The organism is Paraburkholderia sp. GAS32, from assembly GCF_050434225.1.
Taxonomy (GTDB): Bacteria; Pseudomonadota; Gammaproteobacteria; order Burkholderiales; family Burkholderiaceae; genus Paraburkholderia; species Paraburkholderia madseniana.
Map to the genome: position 1 here is coordinate 33408 of NZ_JBNPVS010000008.1, position 16581 is coordinate 49988.

Annotated in this window: 14 protein-coding genes; 9 read left to right on the plus strand and 5 right to left on the minus strand. The window is 61.5% G+C overall.

All coding sequences use genetic code 11. The features are described 5' to 3' along the window. The first annotated feature begins 1 nt into the window (after position 1). The 3 genes from P3T25_RS12145 to P3T25_RS12155 all read left to right on the plus strand — a co-directional run bounded on the left by P3T25_RS12145 (position 2) and on the right by P3T25_RS12155 (position 3591). Positions 2–1126, plus strand: coding sequence for a fimbrial protein (locus tag P3T25_RS12145; RefSeq protein WP_154557998.1), 1125 nt, complete (start codon positions 2–4; stop codon positions 1124–1126). Between the two features lie 130 nt (positions 1127–1256). Beyond that, positions 1257–1670: a fimbrial protein gene (locus tag P3T25_RS12150; protein ID WP_414693365.1), complete on the plus strand. Its 414-nt coding sequence runs from the start codon at positions 1257–1259 to the stop codon at positions 1668–1670. A gap of 319 nt (positions 1671–1989) precedes the next feature. Next, a complete protein-coding gene (locus P3T25_RS12155; RefSeq protein WP_074289095.1) occupies positions 1990–3591 on the plus strand; it encodes a peptide chain release factor 3 in 1602 nt (533 codons plus the stop codon). 4 nt (positions 3592–3595) lie between these two features. Here the strand turns inward: P3T25_RS12155 and P3T25_RS12160 are convergent, their stop codons facing one another. Together P3T25_RS12160 and P3T25_RS12165 are read right to left on the minus strand one after the other, a co-directional pair. Continuing rightward, complete coding sequence (locus P3T25_RS12160) at positions 3596–3910, minus strand: helix-turn-helix domain-containing protein (RefSeq protein ID WP_154557997.1); 315 nt, start codon at positions 3908–3910, stop codon at positions 3596–3598. A 1-nt stretch (position 3911) separates the two neighbouring features. Next, entirely contained in the window at positions 3912–4883 is a 972-nt protein-coding gene (locus P3T25_RS12165) for a type II toxin-antitoxin system HipA family toxin (protein ID WP_233464701.1), read from the minus strand. 455 nt (positions 4884–5338) lie between these two features. On the opposite strand from P3T25_RS12165, the gene P3T25_RS12170 reads away from it, so the two are divergent. Continuing rightward, on the plus strand, positions 5339–6424 hold the full coding sequence (locus P3T25_RS12170; protein ID WP_154557996.1) for a type IV toxin-antitoxin system AbiEi family antitoxin: 1086 nt from the start codon (positions 5339–5341) through the stop codon (positions 6422–6424). After that, complete coding sequence (locus P3T25_RS12175) at positions 6412–7281, plus strand: nucleotidyl transferase AbiEii/AbiGii toxin family protein (protein ID WP_429358180.1); 870 nt, start codon at positions 6412–6414, stop codon at positions 7279–7281. The genes P3T25_RS12170 and P3T25_RS12175 overlap by 13 nt, the downstream gene beginning before the upstream one ends. Positions 7282–7340: 59 nt before the next feature. On the opposite strand, the gene P3T25_RS12180 is transcribed toward P3T25_RS12175, so the two are convergent. Beyond that, positions 7341–8276, minus strand: a complete 936-nt coding sequence (locus P3T25_RS12180) for a LysR substrate-binding domain-containing protein (RefSeq protein WP_154557994.1) — start codon at positions 8274–8276, stop codon at positions 7341–7343. Between the two features lie 363 nt (positions 8277–8639). Between P3T25_RS12180 and P3T25_RS12185 the strand changes: the two genes are divergently transcribed. Then, complete coding sequence (locus P3T25_RS12185) at positions 8640–11132, plus strand: GNAT family N-acetyltransferase (protein WP_429358181.1); 2493 nt, start codon at positions 8640–8642, stop codon at positions 11130–11132. Between the two features lie 107 nt (positions 11133–11239). On the opposite strand, the gene P3T25_RS12190 is transcribed toward P3T25_RS12185, so the two are convergent. Both P3T25_RS12190 and P3T25_RS12195 read right to left on the minus strand, forming a co-directional pair. After that, entirely contained in the window at positions 11240–11785 is a 546-nt protein-coding gene (locus P3T25_RS12190) for a hypothetical protein (RefSeq protein WP_054034758.1), read from the minus strand. Positions 11786–11862: 77 nt separating this feature from the next. Next, entirely contained in the window at positions 11863–12651 is a 789-nt protein-coding gene (locus tag P3T25_RS12195; RefSeq protein ID WP_093634394.1) for an IclR family transcriptional regulator, read from the minus strand. Positions 12652–12966: 315 nt separating this feature from the next. Between P3T25_RS12195 and P3T25_RS12200 the strand changes: the two genes are divergently transcribed. The 3 genes from P3T25_RS12200 to P3T25_RS12210 are packed head-to-tail and all read left to right on the plus strand — an operon-like array spanning position 12967 to position 16578. Further along, complete coding sequence (locus P3T25_RS12200) at positions 12967–14016, plus strand: sugar ABC transporter substrate-binding protein (protein WP_166618132.1); 1050 nt, start codon at positions 12967–12969, stop codon at positions 14014–14016. Next, entirely contained in the window at positions 14013–15533 is a 1521-nt protein-coding gene (locus P3T25_RS12205; RefSeq protein WP_154557992.1) for a sugar ABC transporter ATP-binding protein, read from the plus strand. Before P3T25_RS12200 ends, P3T25_RS12205 begins: the two co-directional genes overlap by 4 nt. Next, entirely contained in the window at positions 15523–16578 is a 1056-nt protein-coding gene (locus tag P3T25_RS12210; RefSeq protein WP_154557991.1) for an ABC transporter permease, read from the plus strand. The genes P3T25_RS12205 and P3T25_RS12210 overlap by 11 nt, the downstream gene beginning before the upstream one ends. Positions 16579–16581 lie beyond the last annotated feature (3 nt).

A 16581-nucleotide genomic window follows, 5' to 3' on the forward strand; every position in this document is an offset into this window, starting at 1 on the left:
AATGTTTAAAGCAGACTTGAGTATGAGCGGAATCGGCTCAACCAATATCGATGTTGGGCGTTTTGAAGCCGACGCTGGCGAACTCCATTTGGGGCATTCGCTGACGCGACTCTTCGTGCGATTTGCGCTGATACTGTTCGGTGGCCTGATCTCGGTATCAGCACACGCAAACATTGCCTGCGAAGTTGCGAATATCGACTTGGCAATTGCGGCCGGAAATATTGCTTTACCCGTGAGTACGGTGCCTGGTACGACATTGGGTACCATTTCTTCCAGCACCTTCCAGATGAAATGCCATTTTACGAATCGAGTTAACAACGTTACTGCCGCGACGAATTACGCAAATCTCAGTACAAAGGCATCGCTTGCTACCGGATACAACGACCTTTACAAAACCAACATTGCTGGTATCGGAGTTCGATACACGTTTAATTCATCTGATTGCAACGTGAAAGACGTGGTGATGCAAGACGGTAAGGTGAAGATTGGCTGCTTCTTCGAGGGACCGATAGGCGGACCAGTCCAGACCGCCAACATTACTGTAACACCCACGCTTGTGGTCACAGGAGCGATAGGTTTTGGAACGTCGACGCTGTCGACTTCTCCATTGATCTCAATCGTCTATACGTCGTCTGATCAAGATACCTCTTGGTCTAAGGGTGACCTTTTTTCGGGGAGCGCAACGGGTACATTCGTCCATCCTGCCTGCTCCGTTAGCCGGCCGGCTGTTCCAGTTACACTTCCCTCGATCGGCATCAGCCGGCTGTCATCCGGCGTCGGTTCAACCGCAGGGGCGGAGCAGTTCTCGCTGTCGTTTAGTTGCAGCTCCGGGGCGAAGGTGTTGATCACGCTTACGGACAGCGTGGATACGGCGAACCGAAGCAATACCCTTCAGCTAAAGGCGGGTTCGACGGCGAAAGGCGTTGGGGTGCAGATTTTAAATGGCAACTCACCGGTTTCGTTCGGCCCAGACTCTGACACGGTTGGCAATACGAACCAATGGACGATTGGTAGTTCGCCAGATGGAGCATTAGATGTGCCGCTGACCGCGCGCTACATCAGAACAGGTGCGCTCTTACCGGGGACGGTCAATGCGCTTGCTACGTTCACGATGTCGTATCAGTAATGGGTGACGAGATATCAAGGCAAGCCGCGCCTCCGCTTAGTTCGGTGGTAATGCTGAAGAGTGAGTCACTCGGCTTACGGATGGTAGTGCGGCCCCCGCTTGCGGTGATGGCGACGATAGTCCCGCGCAGTTGCAGTGTGACTACACCTTCTGTTACGCAGCCGCTGCCTACCGTGTCTCCAAGCAGTCTAGCCTTTGGACCGGCTGGGGCAACTTTGTTCAACCTTGGCGTCAACTGCCCTTCCGGGGCCAAGGTTTATGTGACGCTAACGATGCGTCGAACGTTTCCAACACGTCGAGCACGTTGAGCCTGACGCCAGACTCAACCGCGAAGGGCGTTGGTTTGCAGATTCTCAATGGAACGACGCCGATTGCCTATGGCCCCGACTCCCCTGTTGCGGGAAAAATGAATCAATGGTCGGCAGGCATGGCGGCAGGCGGTACGATGAATATTCGACTGACTGCCCTATACATACGAACGACCGTGCCTTTGACTCCGGGCACAATAAAGGGTGTGGCCACTTTCACCATGGCCTATCAATAGTGCTGCGCAAGCGGCCCGCTGTTCGCCAGAAGCACTTGGCAGGGAGCCCCGTTCAAGTGCCGCATCTGCCCCCCAATCCCCATTTCCGATACGTCCGCCCCCATGACGTGTATCATTCGTTCCCTGCGCTGTTCTGTGCCGGCAATTCCCGTATTTCCAAACGCTCGTTCGTAACCTGGTTGCGACGCAGCGGAGTTGCCGCGTGAAGCGGGTCTCAGACCGGCTCCCGCAGTTCGGCGCCGCCGCGCCAGACATGGCAGACCAGGGGCTACAAGCTTCTGAAGACCGCTCGAACCTCTATCCGTGACCGCCAGACCCGATGTCAGTCTCCGAACTCAAACGCCGCCGCACGTTCGCGGTCATTTCCCACCCGGACGCGGGCAAAACCACGCTTACTGAGAAGCTGCTGCTGTTCTCGGGCGCGATTCAGATCGCCGGTACCGTGAAGGGCCGCAAGAGCAATCGCTATGCGACTTCGGACTGGATGGAGATCGAAAAGCAGCGCGGCATTTCTGTCGCCAGTTCAGTCATGCAGTTCGAGTACGGCGACGCCGTCATCAACCTGCTCGACACCCCGGGCCACGAGGACTTCTCTGAAGATACCTACCGTGTGCTGACGGCGGTCGACGCCGCCGTGATGGTGATCGACGGCGCCAACGGCGTCGAAGCGCAAACGCTGAAGCTGCTCGAGGTCTGCCGCAGCCGCAAGACGCCGATCGTTACCTTCATCAACAAGCTCGACCGCGAAGTGCGCGAGCCACTCGAACTGCTCGACGAAATCGAGCAGCATCTGGGTGTGGCGGCCGTGCCGTTCACCTGGCCGATCGGCATGGGCAAGGAATTCCAGGGCGTCTACGACATTCAGCACGACCAGGTGCGCCTGTTCCGCGCTGGGCAGGATAAGGCGGGCGGTGCGGTCGAAACGCTGCAAGCGCTCAGCGACGAAGAAGGCGAACGCCGCTTTGGCCATAGCTGGGTCAAGGCGAAAGAAGAAATCGACCTGATCACAGGCGCGTCGCCTGATTTCGATCGCGAGCAGTTCCTCGCGGGTCAGCAATCGCCGGTGCTGTTCGGCTCGGCGATCAATAACTTCGGCGTGAAGGAAATTCTCGACGCGCTGGTCGACCTTGCACCGCCGCCGTCGATGCGCATGACCGTGCAACGTCCGGTGATGCCGGACGAGCCGAAGTTCACCGGCGTGGTGTTCAAGGTGCAGGCGAACATGGACCTGGCGCACCGCGACCGCGTGGCGTTCATTCGCGTGTGTTCGGGGCATTTCGAACGCGGCATGGCCGTGAAGGTGACGCGCACGAACAAGACGTTCCGCGCGAATAACGTGGTGACGTTCCTGTCGCAGCGTCGTGAGACGGTCAGCGAGGCGTATCCGGGCGACATCATCGGTATCCCGAATCACGGCACCCTGAGCCTCGGCGATACGTTGACCGAAGGCGAACTGTTGCAGTTCGTTGGCCTGCCGTTCTTCGCGCCGGAAATTTTCCAGACGGTGGAAGTGGTGGACCCGATGCGCGCGAAGCAACTCGGCGAAGCGCTGAAGCAGCTCGGCGAGGAAGGCGCGATTCAGGTGTTCCGTCCGGAAGTCGGCGGTTTGATCATTCTTGGCGCGGTGGGTCAACTGCAGTTCGAAGTGGTGTCGCACCGCTTGTCGACGGAATACAAGGTCGACGTGCGGATGGCGCCGGCGCGGTATCGCATGTCGCGTTGGGTGACGTGTGACGATGCGGCTGAATTGCGTCGTTTCACGGATTCGTACGCGGCGCGGATCGCGCTCGATGCATCGGATGCGCCGACGTATCTGGCATCGCATGTGTCGGAAATCGAAGTCGCGCAGAAGGCCTGGCCGAAGATTGTCTTTAATGAACTGCGCGAGCATTCGGGCGCGCCGTTCAAGAAGGCGATGTAAGCCGTCATAGGCCGCTAATTGAGGTCGGTGAAGCGGGTTCGTTTCGCCTGATTGGGACAAATCCGACCTGCAGGCCGAAAAGCTTCGCAACGCTATTGAGCGAGTCGACGGTCGGATTCCCGGTCCCGCGCTCGATGTCCTGGATGACTCGGCGGCTGACGCCTCGGTGCGCGGCGAATTCCGCCTGGGTCAGGCCCGTCATCTTGCGCATCGCTTTCATGGCCTCAGGAATGGTCATGTCGCCCCGGGCGATCCTTTCGTAGAAAGCGCGGCGCAGGGCGTTCTGCTCTTCACGGGTGGGGCGAATCCGACGGGGCATGCTAGGCCTCTAAGGGTTGAAGAGCTTTCAGTTGTCGGGCCTGTGTATCGATGTACTGCGTCAGGAACTCGATGATGTCGTGATCGACCCCCCGCGCTGCCATCGTGTCGGGCAGGCGTTCGATCTGTACGGCAAACCGGCTCAACTCCGCGGCGAGCATTCGGCGTTCGTGGTCAGGTACAGGCAACGCCGCGAGCACGTCGGTCCAGTCCATCAGCTCAGCCCGGGTGTTCGGGCGATACCACCTCAATGCACGTGGGATCAACTCGGGATCGAGGTACATCGGCGCGAAGTCAAACAGGGGCGTGAGCTGAACTCTGCCTTCGACCAGTTGCACAGCCGTATTGCGCGCGTGATTGTCCGTGTTGCGCATCGCCAGATTGAGTACGTCCCGCTTGATGAATTCGAGCGTTTCGGCTGCTGGATCGCTCACAACTTTGCGGATTCCGGCCACGACCTCGAAGAGGCTCGGTCGCTGGTCAAAACCGGGTAACCCCAGAATGGATGCCACGCTTTCCTGATGGAGGCGCACGACTTTCCCGTCGCGCGCGATCCGGTCGAAGCGCGGAACCAGCAGAACGTCTCCGTGAAGGGTCGGCAAATCCGCGTGCGTGCGGATACCCAGCGCGGCAGCCACCCGCATGTACGCTGCTTCATTGCGCAGGACCTTGTCGTCGGCCGCGCTATTCCCGCGCGGCAGTTTCGCGATCAAGTGCTGCGTGGCATCGGCATCAGGCAGGATGGCATCACCACGCAGCAGGCCCGCGCGGTCCCGGGTTAGCAGGTATTTCGGCGCCGCGCCCTGAACCCCCGTGGTGCCGGTGCCCAGCATCCCGTGCGCGGACATCATTTCCTTGAATTCTGCGCTTCGCACGGCGACGTCGTCGATGGTCAGGCAAAGGCCGCCGTTAAGCTCGATCTGCGCGCAGTCAACCCAGCGATCGTCCAGAAATATCTGCAGGGTGCAATCCATGAGGCAACTCCTTGTGCCTCCTAAATGTAGCGCGATAAGGCGATGGATTGCTTATGTGCTTCTTATAAGTGCTTTTTGGCCGAATCAGCGACTGGATGGCAGTCGTTCAAGGGTCGCAGACGTAGGTTGCTCTTGCGCTCCTTGGCGTTCGATCGTGGCGCGTTAGAAGATGCGTCTAACATCCCTCATATGGGCCACTAAGCGGCTTAACAGCCTATCTATGGGCTGTTAAATTGAAAGGCAGCAAGAATCGGCCAAGGATGGGGCGTGAATCCGGCGCAGCGAACTCATGAGCGAGAAAGCCTGTGACCCAGCGGTTGTGTTGGCGGGGCTGAAAGCCGCCAGGCAAATGCTTGCACAAATTTTCAGTAAAACAATTAATTTCAACATTTGCTGAAAATGGTGATTTTACTGAAAAATTTGCCAAATTTCAGTATTTAGGCTAATTTCAACAAATGCTGAAAGTGGACAAATTGATGAACAGGACCGAACTTCAGGGTCGTGAGGCCTTGGAGAGCTTGCTCTCGCAAATACCCGTCATCGGCATCCGTGACGTGCAATGGGAGCGCCCGCTCGCCAGTCAGGAAGTCGACCTCATCGTGCACCTGCAAACGGCAGAGCAGCCCTATCAATTGTTCTGCGACATCCTGCCCAGCGGGCAGCCGCGATATGTCAACCACGCCTTACTGAAGATGCGTGAGGAAGTAACCCGGGGCGGACCAGAGGTTGTGCCGATTCTTATTGCCCCCTATTTCTCGCCGGCGACGAGGGATGTCTGTCAACAAAACCATGTGGGCTATCTCGACTTGGAGGGCAATGCGCGGATTTCCTTCGGGAGTGTCTTCATTGACCGTCAAGTTTCCGTCAAGCCTGTCGTTGAACGCCGCGAGCTCAAGTCCCTGTTCAGGCCTCGGTCGGCGCAAGTGCTTCGAGTGATGTTGCGCGAGCCCGCGCGTATCTGGCGCGTTGCTGAGCTTGCGCAAGCCTCGGGCGTCAGTCTGGGCCACGTCAGCAATGTGCGCACAGGATTGCTGGATCGTGAATGGGCCACGGCGAGCAGCGATGGACTTTACTTGTCCCAACCCGACCTCTTGCTGGACGCATGGCGTGATAGCTATGAAGCGCCAGCCGGCGAGCACAAGCGTTTCTACACGACACTGCACGGAAGTGCCCTTGAGGATGCCGCGCGCAACGTGCTGAGTGGGAATGGCGAGAAGGATCTTTGGGCGGCCTTCGCTTCATTTTCCGCTGCCAAGTGGTTGGCGCCCTATGCGCGAACCAGTACCCACTACTTCTATGCAAGCCACGCAGGGCTGGAGAAGCTCAAGACGGCTCTGAAACTGGAGCCTTCAGCGAAGGGAGAGAACGTTATGATCATGCTCCCTAAAGACGAAGGCGTGCTGTCGGACACCGTCGAACCGGCACCCGGCGCCATCTGTACCAGCCCGGTTCAGACCTATCTTGATCTGAGCATTGCCGGTGAGCGCGGCGAAGAGGCCGCTCAATATCTACGTCAGGAAAGGATGACATGGCCGAATTAGTTCCACAGGAGCCGCAGTCGGCGGCTGATTACGACGATCGCACCACCCATGCCGTGAAATCCGTTCTGGTGGAGATTGGCCAGGTGCTTGGCAGCTTTAGAGGCAAATTCGCGGTGATTGGTGGCGCGGTGCCCTGGTTGCTGCTCGACAGCGAAGAGATGCGACACGTCGGCACGATTGACGTCGATTTGAGCCTGGACGCCGAGGCTCTTGCCGATAAGGAATACGCCACCCTCGTCGCGGCGCTGATGGGTCACGGTTATCAACAACGCGACGGACTCAGGCGCTTCCAGCTCGTTCGTCAGGTCCCGCCAACGGATGAAGGGCCGGCGATCGATGTCATCGTCGACTTCCTTATGCCGCGTCAGGCCGACATTGAAAAGAACATTCCGCCGCTGATTGACAACTTCGCGGTCCACCGCGCAGACGGCGCCGACCTCGCTACGCGTTTCTATCAAATGGTGGCGATTTCAGGGCCGATGCCAAACGGTGGTACCAACAAAGTCGAAATCGCCGTGTGTTCCATCCCGGCCCTGCTGGCCATGAAGGGGTATGCCCTGAACGGACGGCTCAAACAAAAAGACGCTTATGACGTCTACTTCTGCGTGCGAAACTATCCGGGAGGCGTGGAGGCCTTGGCAGACGCCTGTTACCCGCTTCTCGACCACGCCAGCGGTGCTGTGGGGTTCGGGTATATCGCAGCAAAGTTTGATGTCCTCGACGGTTTTGGACCTACCTCGGTCCGGCGATTCGTCGAAGACTCTCAAATCCTGGGTGATCGCACGCCAGAGCAATGGCAACAGGACGCCTTTGGACAGGTCGAGGCGCTCTTGCGCGCATTGAACTTGCGTGAGTAAGCGCTACCGCGGCCTTGTCGAATACCCTCGGCTAACACGCACGGCAAGGGATCAAGGGATTATTCCAGCCCGGATGACGAAGTTACGCCCTTCGACTGCGATGACCTGGCGCTAACCGAGTGCGAGACCTGTAGGAGCAAAACCTCTTCCCGCATCCACCCCGCGAACGCTTGCACATACTCAAGCCCCACATATTGCTGCGGGATGTCGAGCCAATACCCGAACGGCCCAGTCACCTCGATCTCCGAGAACCGCGTCAAACTCCCATCAGCCAATTCCTCGACGATCATGTTCCGATCGACCACCGCCAGCCCCGCGCCTTTACGCGCGGCGCGGATCGCCTGCTCCAGCGTAGAAAACTCGATGCCGTTTTCCGCGTAGCGTGCGGGCAGGCCCGCCTTCGCCAGCCAGTTCGGCCACAGGTCCAGGCGGGCGTCGTTATGCAGCACGTGCAGCGCGGGCAAATGTTCGAGCAGCATGTCGAGTGATTCGCTGAGCAGACCCGGTGCGCCGACTAGTACGTGGCGCTCCGTCATCAGCAATTCGGAATGCGCACCCGCGAGTGCATTTCGGCCGAAGCGGATGACGCAGTGGCAGTCTTCGGTGGGCGACGTGCGAACGGACAGTTCGACATCGGGCAATTCGTCCCCGAGCGAGCCGAGCCGCGGCGAGAACCACTGTGTCGCAAAGGTGGGCGGCACGGCGACGACGAGACGCCGCCGCCCTTTGGCTGCGGTGATCTGACGGAAGCCGCGCTCGATGGTGTCGAAAGCTTCGGAGAGGCAAGGCAGGAATTGCACCCCGGCCGGCGTCAACCGGATCCCCTTGTGATCGCGCTCAAACAGCTTCGCGCCGAGCGATTCCTCGAGCAGCTTGATCTGCCGGCTCACCGCGCCTTGGGTGACGCATAGCGCAGTGGCCGCGCGGTTAAAGCTCATGTGCCGGGCTGTTTCTTCAAAGAAGCGCAACGCGATCAGCGATGGCAAGCGCCGCATAAATCACCTTCTGTCTCTTTGTTCGTTCGGAGCAGGCGTGACTGTTGTCGCGTGCCTGCTCGCGGAATCCATGTTCGTGCCGCGCGTTGTCTCCGACGCGCCGTGCCGCCATCAATCAGCCCGCACCTGTCAAAGGCAAACGGGCCGTTCGGGCAGCCATAGGATTGTCGCATTCAGGCTCGATATTTTGCCTGATCGCGCTAAAAAAATTCTGGCGTGCGTTGGCGCGGATCAAGCGGGATTTCGTCTACGTCACACCGCGTTTTCAGCACCGCAGCCGCGCAAGCCCTCGACTTCGCCTATCCTGACGAAGACGCGCGCCACCTGGCCGCCGTGCCTACTTCACACTCCGCTGGAGCGCCCGTGACCGTTCGCAACCTAGACGCCCTGTTCCGCCCTAAATCCGTCGCCGTGATCGGCGCTTCCGAGCGGCCGGGCAGCACCGGCGCAATGGTGTGGGCGCGCGTGCTGGAAGGCGGCTTCGAGGGCCCCATCTGGCCGGTCAATCCGAAATACGAGACGCTCGGCGGACGCAAGGTCATCGGCGATGTCGGCGATTTGCCGCAAGCGCCTACCGTCGCGCTGATCTGCACGCCGCCCGACACGTGGCCCGGCATCATCCACAAGCTCGGCGGCCTAGGCACGCGCGCGGCGATCATCGTCGGCGAGGTGCGGAGCGATGAGGACCGCGCGCATCTCCGGCATGCGCTCTCGGCGGCGCGGCCGCATTTGCTGCGGATCGTCGGGCCGGGCAGTCTCGGAGTGGTGTCGCCGGCGCTGCACGCGCATTTCGGTGCGCCGTCGTGCACGGTGAAGGCGGGTGGTGTGGCATGGGTGTCGCAGTCGAATGCACTGACGAATGCTGTGCTCGGTTGGGCGCATGCGCGCGGCCTTGGCTTTTCGCACGCCGTGGCGCTGGGTGGCGAAGCCGACGTAGATGCCGGCGACGTGCTCGACTATCTGGCGAGCGATCCCGGCACGCGCGCGATCCTCCTGGAGTTGGATACGGTGCGCGCCGCGCGTAAATTCATGTCCGCGGCTCGCGCGGCGGCGCGCAACAAGCCAGTGCTGGCGTTGCGCTCAGGCCGCGCCGATCCGGCCGACGCGCTGTACACGGCGGCATTCCGCCGCGCGGGCATGGTGCGCGTCGATTCGCTCGACGATCTGCTCGATGAAATCGAAACGCTCGGCGTGGGCCGGGTGGCGGCAGGCGCGACGGCGACGCTGATTACCAGCGACAGTGGCCTCGCCACGCTCGCCTGCGACGCCTTTGCCGCTGCCGGCGACACGCTCGCGCCGTGGCCCGCCGAAGCGGATGCGGCGCTAAGCGAAGCGCTGCCGCACGCGGTGGCCGGCAACCCGCTAAGACTCGGCGACGATGCGCGTCCCGAGCATTTCGGCACCGCGCTCAAGCTGCTCGCCGAGCATCGCAGCACGGGCACGGCCTTCGTGGTCCACGCGTCGACGCATGGCGCGCCGGTCGGTGAGGTCGCGCAGGCATTGATCGCGAATCAGCGCTTCGCCTATCGCGGGCTGCTCGCATGCTTTTTCGGCGGCGTGGATGCGGCCACGCGCGATGCGCTGCATGCGCAAGGCATTCCGGTTCATACGACGCCACAGCGGCTTGCGCGCGCTTTTGCGCGTCTGGTCGACTACCGGATGGGACGCGAACTGCTGATGCAAACGCCGGAAGGTTTGCCGGCGCAGATACCCGAAGCAATCGACGCCGCTCAGGCGCAGGCCCGCGCCGCGCTCGCGGCAGGTGAGCACCAACTAACTGGGGCCGCGGCGGCACAGTTTCTTGAGCGTTTTGGTCTGAGCGTTGAAACGCAAGGGGGCGACCTGACGAAAGGATCCTCGGCGCAAGGCGCTACGGAAAGATCGACGCAAGTGCTAACCCAACAAGCCGTGCAGCAACTAGCCGCAGCGCCGGCACAAGCAGACTGCGAGGAACTGGTCGCCGCACAGTCGCGCAAGCCGGTTGTCGCCATCGCCGTCGAACTTCACGACGACGACAACTTCGGCCCCGTCTTCCGCTTCACCGCGCCTTCTGCGGATGGCGTGTCCGAGCCGCTGCGCGTCTACGGCTTGCCGCCACTTAATCCGATGCTCGCGCGCGACATGGTCATGCACACGCGCTACGCGCGCCTGATCGATCCCGAGCCGGCATTAACCGCATTGACGGCGCTTTCGCAGGCGGTCTGCGACGTCAAGGAGATCGTCGGCCTGGCGCTGACGCTGTGCGTATTCAAGGACCACGTGGTGGTAGTCGAGCCTACCCTCAGCCTCGCGTCGACACGCAGCCGGCTCGCGATCGTACCGTACCCGCGCCGTTTCGAAGAGACGATCGACTGGCAGGGCCTGCGCGTGACAGTCCGGCCGATCCGACCGGAAGACGAAGCCGCGCATCACGATTTCGTCGAAGCGATGACGCCGGAAGATTTGCGTTTGCGGTTTTTCGGCGCAGTAGGCAGCTTCGATCACTCGCAGCTCGCGCGTATGACGCAGATCGACTACGACCGCGAAATGGCGCTGATCGCGACGGTCACCAGCGAAGACGGTTTCACGCGCACGCTCGGCGTCGTGCGCGCCGTAGCCGATCCCGACAACGAGACGGCCGAGTTCGCCGCCGCGGTGCGCTCCGACCAGAAAGGCCGGCGCCTTGGACAACTGCTGATGGATCGGATCATCAAGTACGCGCGGGCGCGCGGCACCCACTGGCTGGTCGGCGAGGCGTTGCGGGAGAACGCGCCGATGATCGCGCTAGCCAAGTCCTGCGGCTTCACCATCACGCCGACGGAAGATCCTGGCGTGGTCGGCTTCAGGATGGCGCTGGATGAACCGGCGCAAGGCTAAGTTGGCGGGGAGGGCGCTTGCCGAAGCTCACAGACACAAGACCGCCCGCTATGACTATGACGCCAGGCCGCGGCGATTCGCGGCCCCAGGCGTTGTGACTTCAGCTTTTAAGCCGGCAACTTCGCCGCGGCTTCGTCGACCTGCGTGCGGGTCACGGACAACTCTTCCAGCAACGCTTCAGCGTACACAGCGCCGGTTTCGCGTTCCAGACGCGCGATGGTCGCGGCGCAACGGTTCGCGTCCTTCAGCGTCGCGATGAACGACTTCACCGATTCACCCGCCTTGAAGGCGTCGAACAGCGGCACGCGGATGTCGTCCGGCAGCGGACGCGCCGTCCATTGATACGGCTTGCCGTTGAACGTGAACTGCGGCGGCAGCACGCGCTCTTTCTTCGCGGCCGGAATCAGGCCGAAGGTGCGCGCGGCGTCGCCGATCTGCTCAGCCGAAAACAGCTCGTCCGGGCTGATGTCGAATTGCTGAATGAAGGTCTCGATGCTGTGCATCGCCGCAGCGCGGTCGTCACGGCGCTTTTGCGCATGAGCGACGATGTCGCGCAGTTCGTCGGCTTCTTCGGGCGTGATCGTGAAGCTCGACTGCTTCTGCTGAAGTTCGGAAAAACGCTGGAATTCGGAATCGGTCAGAAGTTTCGCCATTGCTTGATCGTTGAGCGCGCATGAGGAGACCCCTGCGGCGTGATTTTTGAAAGGGTCGCCATTCTAAACCATGTGCATTAAACAGCCTCTTCCCGAAACATCGAGAGCGCCTGCACCGTCTCACGCAGCAGCGCCGTTGCCGCCTCCAGCGTCGGCGCGACGTATTCGTCGATGCGCCGCAAGTACGGACACGTGAGCACCGCGATCGCCTGACCCGACGGCCCCTGGATCGGAAACGTGACGTCCGTGACACCGAAGGTCTGCTGACTGTCCTTCTGCGAAAAACCCGCCGCGCGAATCCGCTCGCATGCCTGTTCCAGGGCTTCGCGATCGATCGTGACTTCGCCTTTCACCTTGGTGTGTTCGGCCAGCATCTGGTCGCGTTGCTCGACGCTTTGAAACGCGAGCATCACGCGGCCCGAACCCGTATCGATCAGGCCGACCCGCGAGCCGAGCCGCACCGACATGCCCCACGTGCCCGGTCCGTCCACTTGCGCGATCACCAGCAGATTGCCGCGGTCGTACACCACGAGGTGACACGATTGCTCCGCGGCATCGGCAAAACGCTGCATCAGCGGCAGGGCTTCGGAGATCAGGCGGTTCATCGGCGGATGACGATGTGCGAGCGCATACAGCTTCAGGCTCAGCGAATAGCGGTCGCCCGCCGCCGAGCGCACCACGTACTGCCGTGCGACCAGTCGCTCCAGCATCCGGTACATCTCGCTCGCGTTGCGTCCCAGCCGCTTGGTGATTTCGGCGCGCGTCAGCCCTTCTTTCTGCTCCGCGAGCAGTTCTAGGATGTCGAGGCCCTTGTCCAACGCGGGGGCGCGGTAACGGTCGGCGTCGTCTTTGTCGTCTGCGTCCATGGTGAGCGAGGTTCCGTGTGTTGTTCTCATTATCTGGCGCGTGAGTGTAAGTGCGTGGGGAATCTCGTGCGAGGTGGCACGCGCCAGGGGAAACACCGAGGCATGATGCAGTGCACATCGCTTGACTTCGAAAAGTCCGTATATGAATAATACGTTCATTGGTGAATGAACGCACACCAATACTTCATAAGAAAGCGCAGGACCAAGTGCCCACCACTCGCATGGCGGGTTCACGCAGTTCCCACAACGCATTGCTTTGCATGGGGCCGGAGTAAGCGCTAAAGCGCTAACTCCGGACCGACATAGGAGACAACCATGTCGTTCGCGAAAGGGCCGCACCCGGCTCGCCGTTTGTTCCAGAGTTCGTTGTTCGCCATTGCGGCGGCAGCTTGCGTCGCCAGCTTCGCCGTCAGTGGTGCGGCACACGCCGCTGACGCCGGCAAGGTCGGCCTCGGTCTGCCGCTTCTCACGTCGCCGTTCTGGCAGTCGTACAACAACTATCTGCCCAAGTACGCGAAGGACATGGGCATCGATATCCTCGCGCCGGTCAATTCGAACGGCGATCCGGTCCAGCAGATCACCGACATGAACAACCTGCTGAACCTCGGTGCGAAAGGCATCGTGGTCGGCCCGCTGGATTCGGCGGCGATCAGTCGCGCGCTCGATGCGGCATCGGCGAAGAACGTGCCGGTGGTCGCCGTCGACGTCGCGCCGACGCAAGGCAAGGTGGCGATGGTGGTGCGCGCCGACAACCACGCCTACGGCGAGAAAGCGTGCAAGTACATCGGCGAGCACGTGAAGTCGGGCAAGGTTGTGCAGATCATGGGCGACCTGGCGTCGGTGAACGGACGCGACCGCTCCGAAGCGTTCCGCTCGTGTCTGAAGGGCTTCCCGGGTTTGTCGCTGCTGGAGATTCCGGCAAGTTGGAAGGGTGACGTCGCGGCTACCGCGCTCGACAGCCTGCTCACCGCGAATCCTGACGTGAAGGCAATCTACATGCAGGCAGGCGGCGTCTATCTGTCGCCCACGCTGCAAACGTTGCGCCGCAAGCAGATGCTGTTTCCGGCCGGCGATGCGAAGCACGTCGTGATTGTCAGTAACGACGGCATTCCGCAGGAGTTCGAGGCCATCCGTCGTGGTGATATCGACGCCACCATTTCGCAGCCTGCCGATTCCTACGCGAAATACGGTCTCTTCTACATCAAGGCCGCGTTGGCCGGACAGACCTTCAAGCCGGGCCCGACGGATCACGGCAGCAACATCGTCCAGCTGGCGCCGGGCATTCTCGAAGATCAATTGCCCGCACCGCTCGTCACGAAGGCGAATGTCGACGACAAAGCCTTGTGGGGCAATACCGTTAAATGAGCGAGCCGACGCCCTCCGTGCCGGTCGTCGAAGCGTTTGAGGTCACCAAACGCTTCGGCTCCACGGCCGCGCTGAAAGACGTGAGCATCCGGGTGATGCCTGGTGAGTCGCATGCGCTCGTCGGGCGTAACGGTGCGGGCAAATCGACGCTGGTGTCGATCCTCACCGGCTTGCGCAAGCCCGATACCGGCGAGGTGCGTTTTGGCGGCACGGCCGCGCCGTCGATCGCGGACCGTGATGCGTGGCGCGAGCGTGTGGCCTGCGTTTATCAGCATTCGACGATCATTCGCGATCTGAGCGTCGCGGAGAATCTGTTCATCAACCGGCAGCCGTCACGAGGGGGCGTGATTGATTGGCGCGCCATGCGCCGCGATGCACGTGAGTTGCTCGATCACTGGAAGATCGACGTACGCGAAGATGCGCGCGCCGGCGATCTGAGCGTGGAAGCACGGCAACTCGTGGAGATTGCGCGGGCGCTGTCGTACGGCGCGCGCTTCATCATTCTCGACGAACCGACCGCGCAACTCGACGGCGACGAAATCAAGCGCCTGTTCCGCCGCATCAGCGAGTTGCAGCGCGAAGGCGTGACGTTCCTCTTTATTTCTCATCATCTGCAAGAGGTCTATGAAATCTGCCAGGCGGTGACGGTGCTGCGTGACGCGCGGCATATCGTCAGCGCGCCGGTTTCCGCGTTGCCGCGCGAGCAATTGATCGAAGCGATGACCGGCGAGCGCGGCGGCCTGGCCGTCGCTGACGCGGCGGCGCGCGATGCGTTGCCGGCGGACACCGCCATTGCGCTGGAAGTCAAAGATCTGGTGGGTTCCGATTACGAAGGTGTGTCGTTCACGGTGAAGCGTGGCGAAGTGGTCGGGCTGACCGGCGCAACTAGCAGCGGCCGCACGAGCGTGGCCGAAGCGATTGCCGGTTTGCGCGCGGCGAGGCGTGGCTCGATCAGCGTGGATGGCACAACGCTGCCGCCTGGCGATGTCCCTGCTGCGCTGGCTCACGGCATCGGTTGCGTGCCGAAGGATCGCCATCACGAAGGCCTGGTGCTGACGCAATCGGTTGCCGAAAACGCCTCGATGACGATCGCGCGCCTGCTTGGCAAATTCGGCATCGCGCCGCCTGCGAAAAAGAACGCCTTCGGTCAGAAGATGATCGACGCGCTCGGCATCGTCGCGCAAGGCCCCGAGCATGTCGTGTCAGGGCTGTCGGGCGGCAATCAGCAGAAGGTCGTGATGGCACGCGCACTCGCCACCGATCCGAACGTGCTTGTATTGATCGACCCTACGGCAGGCGTCGATGTGAAATCGAAAGAGGCGTTGCTGTCAGTCGTGGATCGCGTGCGAGAGGAGGGCAAGGCCGTGCTGGTCGTGTCCGGCGAACTCGACGATCTGCGTACCTGTGACCGTGTGCTGGTCATGTTCCGTGGCCGTGTCGCGGCCGAATTTCCCGCGGGTTGGCAAGACCACGACCTGATCGCATCCGTTGAAGGAGTTAGTCTCCATGAAGAATAGTGTGCCCAGCCCTGCATTCGGCACCGCGCAAGCTCAAGCGCAACCGCAGCCGATCGCGGCGGCCTCAAGCGGCAAACGTGCCCGCAGCGAACTCGCCCGGCTGCGCGAACTGGCCTTGCTGCCCGCGCTTGCGTTGCTGCTCGTGATCGGCGCGTTCGTCAGCCCGAGCTTTCTGACGAAGGCAAATCTGATCAGCGTGCTGGGGGCGTCCGCGGCATTGGCATTGGTTGTGCTCGCCGAATCGCTGATCGTGTTGACCGGCAAGTTCGATCTGTCGCTCGAATCGACGGTGGGCATTGCGCCGGCTATCGGCGCGATGCTGGTGATGCCGGCGGCGTCCGCGGGCTTCGGGTTGCAATGGCCGGCGGCGGCGGGTTTGCTGGCTATCCTCGTGGTTGGCGCGGTGATTGGCTTCGTCAACGGTTTCCTGGTGGTGCGTTTGCGATTGAACGCCTTCATCGTTACGCTGGCGATGCTGATCGTGCTGCGCGGCATGCTGGTCGGTGCGACCAAAGGCGGCACGCTGTTCGATATGCCGCCGTCGTTCTTCTCGCTCGCCACCACGATCGTGCTCGGTTTGCCCTTGTCGGTGTGGCTCGCGGCGGCAGCGTTTGCCATCGCTGCGTTCGTGCTGCGCTATCACCGCCTGGGTCGCGCGTTGTACGCGATCGGCGGCAATCCGGAAGCGGCGCGCGCGGCGGGGATTCGCGTGGAGCGTATTACGTGGGGCGTATTCGTGCTCGGCAGTATGCTGGCCTCGGTGGGCGGTCTGATCGTGACCGGGTACGTCGGCGCGATCAACGCGAACCAGGGTAACGGCATGATTTTCACGGTGTTCGCGGCGGCGGTGATCGGCGGCATTTCGCTCGACGGCGGCAAGGGCTCCATGCTCGGTGCGCTCACCGGCGTGTTGCTGCTCGGCGTCGTGCAGAACCTGCTGACGCTGGCCCAGGTGCCGTCGTTCTGGATTCAGGCGATCTACGGCGCGATCATCCTCGGCTCGCTGATGGTGGCACGGCTCGCCAGCGGCGAAGGCCAGAACTAATGC